Annotated in this window: 13 protein-coding genes; 3 read left to right on the plus strand and 10 right to left on the minus strand. The window is 35.7% G+C overall.

Translation table 11 applies throughout. The features are described 5' to 3' along the window. Positions 1-160: 160 nt before the first annotated feature. On the minus strand, positions 161-1495 hold the full coding sequence (locus HUW50_RS04605; RefSeq protein ID WP_066330336.1) for a Na+/H+ antiporter family protein: 1335 nt from the start codon (positions 1493-1495) through the stop codon (positions 161-163). A 463-nt stretch (positions 1496-1958) separates the two neighbouring features. Then, positions 1959-3464 carry a leucyl aminopeptidase gene (locus HUW50_RS04610; protein WP_185653732.1) on the minus strand — a complete coding sequence of 502 codons (1506 nt, stop codon included), beginning with the start codon at positions 3462-3464 and terminating at the stop codon, positions 1959-1961. Positions 3465-3700: 236 nt separating this feature from the next. On the opposite strand from HUW50_RS04610, the gene HUW50_RS04615 reads away from it, so the two are divergent. Together HUW50_RS04615 and HUW50_RS04620 are read left to right on the plus strand one after the other, a co-directional pair. Continuing rightward, a complete protein-coding gene (locus tag HUW50_RS04615; RefSeq protein ID WP_066330338.1) occupies positions 3701-4183 on the plus strand; it encodes a divergent PAP2 family protein in 483 nt (160 codons plus the stop codon). A gap of 36 nt (positions 4184-4219) precedes the next feature. Next, entirely contained in the window at positions 4220-5020 is an 801-nt protein-coding gene (locus HUW50_RS04620) for a cobalamin-binding protein (protein WP_066330339.1), read from the plus strand. Between the two features lie 25 nt (positions 5021-5045). On the opposite strand, the gene HUW50_RS04625 is transcribed toward HUW50_RS04620, so the two are convergent. From HUW50_RS04625 to HUW50_RS04645, 5 genes are all read right to left on the minus strand, one after another. Further along, positions 5046-5774 (minus strand): 3D domain-containing protein, encoded by a 729-nt coding sequence (locus HUW50_RS04625; protein ID WP_066330340.1) that lies wholly within the window; start codon positions 5772-5774, stop codon positions 5046-5048. A 218-nt stretch (positions 5775-5992) separates the two neighbouring features. Then, positions 5993-6313, minus strand: a complete 321-nt coding sequence (locus tag HUW50_RS04630; RefSeq protein ID WP_066330341.1) for a YuiB family protein — start codon at positions 6311-6313, stop codon at positions 5993-5995. A gap of 75 nt (positions 6314-6388) precedes the next feature. Continuing rightward, on the minus strand, positions 6389-6514 hold the full coding sequence (locus HUW50_RS04635; protein ID WP_185653733.1) for a YuiA family protein: 126 nt from the start codon (positions 6512-6514) through the stop codon (positions 6389-6391). Positions 6515-6661: 147 nt separating this feature from the next. Then, positions 6662-7147 carry an NUDIX domain-containing protein gene (locus HUW50_RS04640; RefSeq protein ID WP_066330342.1) on the minus strand — a complete coding sequence of 162 codons (486 nt, stop codon included), beginning with the start codon at positions 7145-7147 and terminating at the stop codon, positions 6662-6664. A 256-nt stretch (positions 7148-7403) separates the two neighbouring features. Beyond that, complete coding sequence (locus HUW50_RS04645; protein WP_083964562.1) at positions 7404-8627, minus strand: NAD(P)/FAD-dependent oxidoreductase; 1224 nt, start codon at positions 8625-8627, stop codon at positions 7404-7406. A gap of 444 nt (positions 8628-9071) precedes the next feature. On the opposite strand from HUW50_RS04645, the gene yumC reads away from it, so the two are divergent. After that, positions 9072-10064 (plus strand): ferredoxin--NADP reductase 2, encoded by a 993-nt coding sequence (yumC, locus tag HUW50_RS04650; RefSeq protein WP_066330344.1) that lies wholly within the window; start codon positions 9072-9074, stop codon positions 10062-10064. A 66-nt stretch (positions 10065-10130) separates the two neighbouring features. Here yumC and HUW50_RS04655 read toward each other — a convergent pair whose 3' ends face one another. From HUW50_RS04655 to dapF, 3 genes are all read right to left on the minus strand, one after another. Continuing rightward, positions 10131-10334, minus strand: coding sequence for a hypothetical protein (locus tag HUW50_RS04655; protein WP_066330345.1), 204 nt, complete (start codon positions 10332-10334; stop codon positions 10131-10133). A 177-nt stretch (positions 10335-10511) separates the two neighbouring features. Beyond that, positions 10512-10874 carry a HesB/IscA family protein gene (locus tag HUW50_RS04660; protein ID WP_066330346.1) on the minus strand — a complete coding sequence of 121 codons (363 nt, stop codon included), beginning with the start codon at positions 10872-10874 and terminating at the stop codon, positions 10512-10514. Between the two features lie 57 nt (positions 10875-10931). Continuing rightward, on the minus strand, positions 10932-11792 hold the full coding sequence (dapF, locus tag HUW50_RS04665) for a diaminopimelate epimerase (RefSeq protein ID WP_185653734.1): 861 nt from the start codon (positions 11790-11792) through the stop codon (positions 10932-10934). Between the last annotated feature and the right edge of the window lie 110 nt (positions 11793-11902).

Below are 11902 nucleotides of genomic sequence, written 5' to 3' on the forward strand. Positions count from 1 at the left end.
GCTTATGTCCCGGAGGGTCTAGGCGCTGGAGCTAGACACCAAAACTAAGTACAAAACCGTTAGAACTGGATGTCGTGTGCTTATCGACAGTTCAAGAATTTTATAATTTCCAAATGATTAGGCAACCTTTTTTAAGAGTATAAGCACCATCTAAAGAGTCTTATAAAATAATTGCTGCAATCCATCCAAAGATAATTAATGGAATATTATAGTGGATAAAGGTTGGAACACAGGTATCCCAAATATGATTGTGATTCCCATCTGCTGATAAACCTGATGTAGGACCAAGTGTACTGTCAGACGCTGGTGAACCAGCATCACCCAGAGCAGATGCGGTCCCAACAATCGCAATTGTCGCCATAGGACTAAATCCTAATTCAAGGCATAATGGTACAAAGATTGTTGTGATGATTGGTATCGTTGAAAATGAAGAACCAATCCCCATTGTTACAAGTAAACCGACGATCAACATCAGCAATGCACCGATCGCTTGATTACCATTAATTAAGTTTGCTCCATCCTCTACTAATCGTTCAACATGACCTGTTTCCTGTAAGACACTTGCAAATCCAGATGCTGTAATCATAACAAATCCGATAAACGCCATCATTTTCATACCATTTGTAATAACGAAATCTGCTTCTTTCCGCTTTAAGACACCACTAATGTATAAAACGATTAATCCAGCTAGAGCGCCAAATATCATGCCTTCAACCCCAAGCTTTTGTGAAAGATAAAGCTGAACTGAAAGTGACAAAATGATTGAAATGATTGCAATACTTAGCGTTTTCTTAGTGTACGGATTATTCATTTCTTGTCCGACTACTTCACGTGTTTCATATTGTCTGTTTTTTCGATAAGTGAAAAACACAGCAACTAAAAGTCCAACTATCATTCCAAGCGCAGGAATGGCCATGGCTGTTGGAATATCCGCTAAAGAAACAATCAAACCACTTTCCTCCATGTTTTTTTGCATAATCTCATGGAAAATCGCTCCAAATCCAACTGGTAAAAACATGTAAGGTGTAATAAGCCCAAAAGTTAAAACAGTCGCAATTAAACGGCGGTCCACTTGAAGCTCATTCAACACTTTCAATAATGGTGGGATCAGGACTGGAATAAACGCTATATGAACAGGTATTACATTTTGAGAAAAAATCGCCATAATAAGGATCATAAAGATAATGAGTACTTTTGAAAGAGTTTTGCGTTTCGTCTCACCTTCACGACCTACTAGTTTGATCGCACCAGAAACCATTGCATCTGGTAGGCCTGTTTTTGATAAAGCAACAGCAAAAGCTCCCAACAGAGCATAGCTAAGCGCAACATTTGCATTTGCACCTAAACCATCTGTAAATGTTTGGATTGTCGTTGCTACATCCAATCCACCGGATAATCCACCAATAAAAGCTCCAATAACGAGAGCAAAGACTACATTTATTCTTAATAAGCTCAAAATAAGCATCACAATAACAGCTATTACAACAGCATTCAAAATTAAAACCCCCAAAAATCCTTTAGTTTGCTAATGTGGTAGAGAAATAAAATAACAGAATTAAATTTACCATATCCTTTTTTCTTGTGTCAATGGTGAATTTATCTAATTAGTAGACTAAATTATAGGGACGTGTCACTATTTTAATAGATTCAGGATATAAAATAAGTTGGGAGAAATATTTTTATCTTTATTTAAGTCCCTTTTTTGCAACTTTGGTCTTTAATTTTGCAAATTCTTAATTTTTTTTGCAACTTTACTACTTTATCTTGCAAATTCTTAATTTTTTTTGCAACTTTACTACTTTATCTTGCAAATTCTGAAGTTTTTCTTACAACTTTACTACTTTATCTTGCAAATTCTGAAGTTTTTCTTGCAACTTTACTACTTTATCTTGCAACTAACATTTTACTGGAGAAAAAACCAAAGAACCGACCATTCCAGCCGATTCCTTGTCTGTTACTTATTTACCTTTTTCAAACCGCTCTACAAATGCTGCTAGTGTTCTTGCCATTACCCCTGTTGCACCTTCTGGACCAAGATCACTATCTTTAGAGGTGGTAGCTGTACCAGCAATATCTAAATGTACCCATGGCGTACTCTCAGCAAACTCTCCTATAAAGGTTCCTGCCATGATGGCATGACCTTCTCGTCCAGGTGAATTATTTAAGTCTGCCATCTTGCTATTTCGAACGCGCTTTTTGTCTTTTTCAGTAATTGGCAGGCGCCAGATTGGCTCAGTACATTCATGTGATGCTTGTAGCACTTGTTCAAACAATTCTTCATTATTTGTCATTGCACCTGTTGTCTCAGTCCCTAATGCTATGATCACTCCACCTGTGAGAGTTGCAATGTCAACTAAATAATCAGCACCATGATGCTTGGCATATGTAATACCATCTGCAAGAGCTAAACGACCTTCTGCATCTGTGTTTAATACTTCAATTGTTTTTCCACTTAATGAAACGATGACATCATCAGGTTTAAAAGCTCCACCACTAATCATATTGTCTGTTGAAGGAATAACAGCTACAACATTTTGCTCTGGCTTAATTTCCCCAATGATCTCCATTGCCCCTAGTACTGCTGCAGCTCCACCCATATCGGTTTTCATGCCGACAATGCCATCCTTCGGTTTAATTGAATAACCGCCTGTATCATAAGTAATTCCTTTTCCGACTAAGCCGATGACGTCGGTCCACTCTTCTTTTCCTTGATATTTTAAAACAATCATCTTTGGGGGTTCTTCAGAACCTTTATTCACGGCGAGTAATGCTCCCATTCCAAGCCGCTCCATTTCTTCCTTCTCTAGAATTTCAACTTCAAACTGATACTTTTCCGCTAACTCAATTGAGTATGCGGCAAGTTCTGTTGCTGTTAATAGATTCGGAGGCATATTTGTTAAGGTTCTTGCACTATTTGTCCCCATACCAAACGCATAGCCAACCTCTAATCCTGATTTAATCTCATCCATCTCTTCTGTATTTGCTACAACATGAATCTTTTCAATGTTCTTTTCAGGATCATTTGCTTTCTGTTTGTAATCGATTATTTTGTATGTAGATAATGCAAATGCCTCTGCTAGTGCATGGGCAGCTTCACTTTGATCCACATTATCTGTAACGAACGTGTCTAACGCAATTGTGACATCCTGTATTTTTGCGTCCTGAATCGCTTTAAATAAGGTTCCGAATACTTCTCTTATTGAATCGAATTTTATTTCCTTTTCTTTTCCTAATCCAACAAAATATATACGTTTTATCGTTAGCCTTCCAAGGGTATGTACTTTAGTAATCAACTTTCGCTTTGTAGATAGGTCCCCAGCTTTCATTAATTCAGTAATTTGCCCATCCAATTGGTTATCTAATTCAGCAGCTAGTCCTGATAGTTTACTGTTTTGTTGATATAATCCAATCACAAGTGTTTCATGCTTTTCATTCAGTTCTAATTGATTATGTACATTAAACATTTACAACACCTCCATTTTTAGTGAAAAGACAAATAATGATGTCTGAGAACATTACCAAGATGTGCTATAATGAAGAAAATCTTTTTCACACTTTCATTTTAGCAGCTTATATACCACTGTATACAAAGAGCTCAAACCTTACCTAATGAATACATACTGTATTGTATCAGAACAAAACAGCTTTTGAAATGGAAGCGCAATCCTGAGCATTCACATCAATGAGAGGGGTAGACACTTTGGAATTATTTTATAATTTCCCTTTACTTTCATCTTTAGCAGCAATCTTCTTTGCACAATTCGTAAAAGTACCTATTCAATTTATCGCTACAAAAAAATGGGATTGGTCCCTTGTGACAAGCACAGGTGGAATGCCTAGCTCTCATTCAGCAGCAGTTACTGCCCTTTCAACAGGGGTTGCACTTGATCATGGGCTTGACTCTTCAATCTTTGCTATCTCAGCTGTTTTTGCTATTATTACTATGTTTGATGCAACAGGAGTAAGAAGACACGCTGGAGAACAAGCAACTGTTTTAAATCAGCTTGTCCTTGATTTTAATAGATTTGTTGAAGAAGCAAAGGTTTGGCCGCAACAAGCTGAAAAAGAGAAGCAAAAAAAGCTAAAGGAACTCCTTGGGCACCAGCCAATTGAAGTTTTCTTCGGTGGATTAACAGGTATTGTTTTGTCACTTTGTTTATACTTCATTTTTGTGATGGCTTGATTACATAATTTTAGTTTTGCCAGTAGGAGGATCTAAATGAAACTAATTTCAATTTGTCCTAGCAACACAGAGCTAGCTGTATATCTCGGTTTAAAAGATAACCTCGTAGCATTAGATGACTTTTCTGATTGGCCAGAAGAGCTTTGTCAGCTTCCAAGATTAGGACCTGACCTTTCAATTAATATGGATCTTCTCGAAACTTATAAACCAGACTTAGTGCTGGCGTCCCTTAGTGTTCCTGGTATGGAGAAAAACGTAGAAGCTTTAAAGAATCGAAATATCCCTCATATTGTATTTGATCCACAAACATTCCAAGATATCGCAGAAAATCTTCAAACATTAGGAGATATCATTGGAAACAGGAAAGAAACGACACTTGCAATTGAAACATTTAACAACACTCTTGATACATATCGAAACATAGCTGCTACGATCCACCAACCTAAGACAATCTACTTTGAATGGTGGCCAAATCCGATTTTCACTCCAGGAAAAGTCAACTGGCTAACTGAACTAAGTCAATTAGCAGGGGCTCGAAATATTTTTGATGATGTTGAACTTGCTAGTGTGCAAACAACATGGGAGGATGTTGTCGCTAGAAATCCAGAGCATATCTGCTTATCATGGGTTGGTGTAAAGCAATCTAGAATGAAGCGTGAGCATGTTATGAAGAGAAAAGACGCAGCTGACTTACAAGCTGTACAAAATGATCAAATTCATTTACTTGAAGAATCATTATTCTGTAGACCCTCTCCTCGTTTGCTTGTTGGTTTACAAAAGCTCTCATACTTATTACATCCAGACTATTTCCCAGCATCTCATCCAATAGAAACGTAATAAAACAAAAAGCTAGTAGGCAATACTAGCTTTTTGTTTTACTTTTTATATACTTTTGCCTAAAAACTTGCATTGATTCCTCTTCATTCAAACGCTCTAATTGTTCTTCCGTTAATTTACCTTCGCCCATTTTCACAACATATACATCTAATTGCTTCTTCCCCCAATTATTGTATACGTCTGTTACCGTCTCATAATAGAGATCTAATCTATTACCTTTTATTGCACCGCCTATATCTGCCACGACTCCATAACCATATCCTGGAATAAAAAGAATAGTCCCAATCGGAAATACACTTGTATCTGCAGCAACAGTCGAGTATAAATCACGTTTTACTTTTACACCTGAATATGTAATTCCATAACTTGGATGGTTGGGATATTTACCAGTAGATTCTACACCTGCTGTATAACCTGTTGCGATAACTTTTTTTGTAGGATACTGAGACCAATCAAAAGCATCTTCAAGTGATACATCGTGATTAATTGTTTCAACACTTGAGGAAACCTGTGTTTCAATAGTTGGTTCATTATTCATTGATTTAAACGTTAACCCTAAAACTCTGAAGGAATCATCATCCTCATTTACATTTACATGATCGAGGGTTTCACTTGAACTTGAAACTTTAAGATCGTACCAGTTCTTAACGTCCTCTGCTTCTACACCTGATATCGCTTCAAACGTTGTTGTTAATGCCCCTAAAAATAATAAGGCCATAAACATCCTTTTACTAACTCTCTTTATACTTATCATTTATTTCCTATTCACTCCTCTCACAAATCTATTCGTTCCCACATTAGAGAGAGAATATTCACAAACAGGAAAAATACATATATTAACAGTTTAAAAGCGTCCACTAAAATCTTTAATAATAAAGGAGGAATTTCTAAGTAAATACTCAAAATAGAAAACACAAAAAAGCCTGTCACCCTAAAGTGTCAGACTTCTCATTTAAGTATAAAAAGATTCACCTAAAACATTTGGTACCCTCTTTTACGGAGCATTTTAATAACAACTCCAGAAATGATCGCTCCAAACAGGCCACAAGCTAAAATAAGTATATCTGCAAGCGCTAATGAAACAATTTTATTGCCCAAAGCAGCAAAGGATTCACTAGGACTTTGAAAATATTCGATAAACCTAACATTATCTATAATAAAAATACAAACAATAGGATACACAATTGCCATGATCCAAGACATTCGTAAAAGCATATTTAATAAAAATCCAATTCCAAAAAATAAAACTAAAAATAAAAGCATTGAAATTAATAAAACCGGTAAGCTTAACATGCCTATCACCTCCATTACACCTATTTTAGTGTACTGAACTAACGATAGACAGTCAATGCCAACTCAGTGAACGTTTTATGACTTCTTCCCAGTTCCCTCACAGCTATTACAAGTTTCAGATCCACCTAATAGTAACTGAAAATAGCCTTTTCCAGTGCAATAAGGACATTCTTTTGTTTCAACTTCAGTTGTTGTATTCATAAATGTCTCTCCTTTAGTTAATGGTCCTATTAATATATCAATTATTCTGACAATTTAAAAGGGAGATAATCTTACGTTGTTATTCATGTAAGCGAATACATTTAGGTTTTTCTTTAATTAGCTAGTTTTTTCATATAATTAAGAAAATTATAAAAATAGGGTATAAGCACGGTAACCAAAATGATCGCCAGGATTATAGTGATCATATTTTTTCAGCTCTGTTTCAAAGGATGCTTTAGCAAAACTCTTAAGCAACAAAGAGGAAGCTGGATCATGAAGGAGTATTTGAGGATCGATAAATGCTACATCCTCGAGCTCATCTGTTTGAACAGTAATAGCATTTGTTGTGGCTCTAAGGGTAAAAATGATCATGTTATCACTAATCACATCTTTAATTACTCCAGAACGAATGCCAATAACTCCTTCAACTTTACTCATTATTCCTGTTTCTTCTTGAATTTCTCTAAGAACCGCCTCATCTATTGTTTCTCCTTGTTCAACAAAGCCTGCTGGTAAGGACCAATTTCCTTTTAGCCCACCGTATTTTTTCTTAACAACAAGCCATTCATTTTGTTCATTCCGAACAATACCGGATACAGCTAACCACACGTTTCCCCGCTTTGACTGTGTCATGTCATTGTTTTCCCCCTTTAGTTACCATGTAAAAAAAGACAAAAGCACTTAGCTCTTGTCCCTTTTTCATCATAAAACCGTTTTATAATCGTTTAAGAAATTATAAAATTCTTGAACTGTGAATAAGCGCACGACATCCAGCTCCAGCGCCTAGCCCCTCTAGGGTCTAGCTAATTTAGAATTGAAGGCAAAGAACGCCTTCTATTCTAAATCATCTTATTGCCCGAGGCTGATCAAGGCGCTTGCGCTTTTGTTCTTATAATAAGTTAAATTTACCTTTTTTCAATACTAATGTAGGTCCACCAACCATTAATAATGCACGGTTATCAATTACTTTTTTCATGAATGATGCTTTCGTTCCTACTAATTTTTTACCGAATACTACTCCAACTGCATCATTTTCGCCTAAAGATGCAACAGAACCTTTAATATCTGGTGTGAATGTACCCATTTCCCCACGCTCGCGAATTGCAACTGCTAAGTTTTTAGCACAAACTTCTCCTTGTTGCATCGCAATTTGTGCTGTTGGTGGGTAAGGGCGATTAATTTCTTCGTTTATAATTAAAGCGCAATCTCCAATGATGAATACCTCATCATGTCCTGGAGCACGTAAGTAACCATCAACTTTTACACGTCCACGCATGTTTTCGAATCCAGCTTCTTCAACAACACTGTTTCCGCGAACACCAGCTGCCCATACGACAGTTTCAGCTTTAATTGTTTCCATTTGATCATCTTTCGCAACAATGATACCGTCTTCGATACATTCTTTAATCGCTGTACCGATTCTAAATTCTACACCTTTTTTCTGTAAATGGTTCACTGCATAATCAACTAACTCAGGATCAAAGCCTGGTAATGCTGTTGGTGCAGCTTCAACACAGATAATGCGTACTTTTTTGAAATCAATATCATACTCTTTACAAAGCTCAGGTACTCTGTTACCTAATTCACCTAAGAATTCGATACCTGTGAATCCAGCTCCACCTACTACAATTGTTAAGCGCTCGTCTTTTTTCTCTGCTTCCATATTATAAGTAGCAAATTGATATTCAATATGCTCACGTAATTGACGTGCAGAATCTATGCTTGTGATACCAAAAGCAAATTCCTTCAAGCCTTTGATACCAAACGTTTCAGGGTGTGCACCTAAGGAAATAACTAAATAGTCATATTCAACTTCGCCATTTTCTAAAACGACTTTCTTAGCTTCTTTATCAATTGAAACAACTGTGTCTTTCACGAATTTCACACGGTTGTTGTCAATGATATCTTTGATTTGATAACGAGCACGATCATGATGTAAAGTACCTGCTGATGCTTCATGTAACCATGTTGTTTCATAGTGATAATCATTTTTATTCACTAATGTAATTTCTGCTTCGTCTACACCTATTTGCTTTTGTAAACGAGTTACTGTAATTAATCCACCATACCCTGCACCTAATACGACAACTCTTGGCTTTCTCACCGAAAACATCCACCTTTTCTTTAAAATTGTTGTAAAAATCGAATTATGTCTATTACTATAATCCACTGAAATACAACATTTTATTTTGATATGAAAGATAAAACTTTGTGAAATCATTCACTTACCTTCGCATAAAGAAGGTATATTTCCTTGATAATACATAAAAAAATATATAATTACACCTATATTCCATATTATCTATTTAAAATTATTTTTTCAAGTAATTTTTTCTTACAAAAGAGTATTAATTTATCTGAAAATATTTTATAATCTTATATTTTTATGGAAAATACTATTTAATGCCCTTAAATATAACAACATTCACCACAACTAAAACCAAACTTTGTCATATGATATTTAGAACAAGCAAGTAAAAGTAAATGAAATAGTCAATTCACTTATGGTAAGATTTCTACATAGGTTTTGTATACTCTAAACAGAGGAGGATGACATGTGAAAGAAGATACTAAGGTTTATGATATTACCATCATCGGTGGAGGACCTGTAGGTTTATTTACTGCTTTTTACGGCGGAATGAGACAAGCAAGCGTCAAGATCATTGAAAGTCTTCCCCAACTGGGTGGTCAGCTTTCCGCATTATATCCTGAAAAATACATATATGATGTCGCAGGCTTTCCTAAAGTGAGAGCCCAGGAGCTCGTTGATAATCTCAAAGAACAAATGGGACTATTTTCACCAACTGTTGCTCTAGAGCAAGCTGTTGAACATGTAGAGAAACAGGCTGACGGTGTATTTAAGCTAACAACAAACAACGAAATCCATTATACGAAGACAATTATCATAACTGCAGGTAATGGAGCATTCCAACCTCGAAAACTAGAGCTCGATACAGCTGTAAACTATGAAAACAAAAATTTACATTACTTTGTAGATGATTTAAATAAATTTGCCGGTAAACGTGTTGCACTTTGTGGTGGAGGCGACTCCGCAGTTGATTGGGCCCTTATGCTTGAACCTATCGCAGAAAGTGTTAGCCTTATTCACAGACGAGATAAATTCAGAGCACATGAACATAGTGTAGAGTTATTAAAGAATTCAAAGGTAAATATTCTAACTCCATATGTTCCGACTGAGATTATTGGTGAGGACAACATAGAACAGATCGTGTTAGAGGAAGTAAAGGGAGATCGTAAAGTAGTGGTTGATATTGATGATTTAATTATTAACTATGGCTTTGTTTCTTCACTTGGACCTATAAAAAATTGGGGCTTAGAAATAGAGAAAAACTCTATTATAGTTAATTCTAAAATGGAAACAAATATTGAAGGGATTTATGCAGCTGGTGACATCTGTACATATGATGGGAAGGTTAAGCTTATTGCAAGCGGATTTGGTGAAGCTCCAACTGCTGTTAATAATGCAAAAGCATTTATGGATCCAAAAGCACGTGTCCAGCCTTTACATAGTACAAGTTTGTTTAACTAATTGTATTCTTTTTATAAAACAAAACGACTGAAATGGATCAGTCGTTTTGTTTATTATCGGACTTGTTTATTCTTGTAATACTTCAATTGAGGAGATATGAGTAGGGTTAATCGTAATTTTCTTTTCATGATCAAGATAGATGAAACCGTTATGCAGTACCCTTCCATTTGGTTGTTCATTGTAAAGAGTGTTTTTAAAGTCATTTACTGAATAACTATCTTCTACTACCACGTACTCTTTGCCACTATTCATGATAACTTTAATTTTCATTTCTTCTCACTCTCCTAATCATTATCTTAATCTTTATTCGATAGGAGAAATGAAAACTCCTACCTTCATAAAAAAAAACAGACCATCTATAACTATGAATAGAAAAATTCATAGTTATAGATGGTCTGGTTCCATTACTTATCTAGGGATTAGTGGCATCCATTTTCAGTAAGTCTTTTAACACTCTTCAGGAGTACCTGTATTTGCCGCAGTTCTAAACGATGACCCACAACCACAATTAGCGATTGCATTAGGATTATCGATTGTGAAGCCCCCGCCCATCATTGATTGCTTGTAATCAATTTTAGTTCCATTTAATATAGGTGCATCTTCTTTTTTTACCAGAACCGTTAATCCATGTTGCTCTAAAACCTGATCCTCTTCAGTGATTTCGTGTTCAAATCCCATTCCATAGGATAGACCACTACAGCCTCCACCTTTTACTCCTACACGAAGATAAGCATTTTCTTCTTCATGGTCTTTCATCATATCTTTTATTTGATAAGCAGCAGCTTCTGTAATTATAACTACATCATTCATCCGTTTACCTCCTTATTCAGTATGAAATGATTATATATTTAGTATACAACTTAGTCTTCACTCACTCAAATAATAGGTTCCTTCACATATAACCTCTGCTGGCCCAGTCATTAAAACAGTTCCTGCCTTCGTCCATTTTATTTGTAAATCTCCTCCAGCTAGATGGACGGTAGTTTCTTCCCCATGATTTGTATAGTTGTTTAGAACAGATGAAACAACTGCAGCACAAGCACCTGTACCACAAGCTTGTGTTACGCCTGAACCTCTTTCCCATACTCTAAAATGAAGTTCTTTTTCTGATACCACTTGTACAAACTCGACATTTACACCTTCTTGAAAGCGTTCGTCCTTCTCAACAATTGGTCCTAATGTTGTTACAGGTGCCTGATTTATGTCATCTACATAAAAAATCACATGTGGATTTCCCATTGATACAGTTGTTACTTCATATATTTGTCCGTCAAATTCCATTTTTTCATTAATCGTTTTTTCATTACCATCACCAGCCATTGGAATTTGAGACTTTAATAATCGTGGTTCACCCATATCAACAGTTACTAATTTTACTTGATCGTTCTCAAGCTGTACTTTTGCTTCTACAAGACCTGATAACGTCTCAATCTTAAATTCTGTATCTGATACTAATTTATGCTCAACAGCATATTTCGCAACACATCGTAAACCATTGCCACAATTTTTACCTTCAGAGCCATCATTATTAAAAATTCTCATTTTCACTTCAGCCTTATCAGAAGGACAGATTAAAATTAATCCATCAGAGCCGATTCCAGTATAAACATTTGCTACTTGTTTAGCGATTTCAGGTAATTTCGCTTCTTCAAGCTGCTCCTCAAAAAGATTAACATATATATAATTATTACCTAGTCCGTGCATTTTTGTGAATTTAAATAAAGTCATTTTATCCTCCAAAAGATTTTATTTTTATTAGTATAAAATGTTGGAAATATGAACACAATAAAATTATCCCCCGTTTTATAGAAGTAAAAGCTTCCTGCCGTTGTAGGAGG

Source organism: Metabacillus sp. KUDC1714, assembly GCF_014217835.1.
In the GTDB taxonomy this organism is placed as follows: domain Bacteria; phylum Bacillota; class Bacilli; order Bacillales; family Bacillaceae; genus Metabacillus; species Metabacillus rhizosphaerae.

Excerpts from the sequence above, each read along its gene's own strand:
- HUW50_RS04610 (WP_185653732.1), bottom strand. The coding sequence starts at position 3,464 with ATGTTTAATGTACATAATCAATTAGAACTGAATGAAAAGCATGAAACA.
- HUW50_RS04620 (WP_066330339.1), top strand. The coding sequence starts at position 4,220 with ATGAAACTAATTTCAATTTGTCCTAGCAACACAGAGCTAGCTGTATAT.
- HUW50_RS04625 (WP_066330340.1), bottom strand. The coding sequence starts at position 5,774 with ATGATAAGTATAAAGAGAGTTAGTAAAAGGATGTTTATGGCCTTATTA.
- HUW50_RS04630 (WP_066330341.1), bottom strand. The coding sequence starts at position 6,313 with ATGTTAAGCTTACCGGTTTTATTAATTTCAATGCTTTTATTTTTAGTT.
- HUW50_RS04635 (WP_185653733.1), bottom strand. The coding sequence starts at position 6,514 with ATGAATACAACAACTGAAGTTGAAACAAAAGAATGTCCTTATTGCACT.
- HUW50_RS04640 (WP_066330342.1), bottom strand. The coding sequence starts at position 7,147 with ATGACACAGTCAAAGCGGGGAAACGTGTGGTTAGCTGTATCCGGTATT.
- HUW50_RS04645 (WP_083964562.1), bottom strand. The coding sequence starts at position 8,627 with ATGTTTTCGGTGAGAAAGCCAAGAGTTGTCGTATTAGGTGCAGGGTAT.
- HUW50_RS04655 (WP_066330345.1), bottom strand. The coding sequence starts at position 10,334 with ATGAAAATTAAAGTTATCATGAATAGTGGCAAAGAGTACGTGGTAGTA.
- HUW50_RS04660 (WP_066330346.1), bottom strand. The coding sequence starts at position 10,874 with ATGAATGATGTAGTTATAATTACAGAAGCTGCTGCTTATCAAATAAAA.
- dapF (WP_185653734.1), bottom strand. The coding sequence starts at position 11,792 with ATGACTTTATTTAAATTCACAAAAATGCACGGACTAGGTAATAATTAT.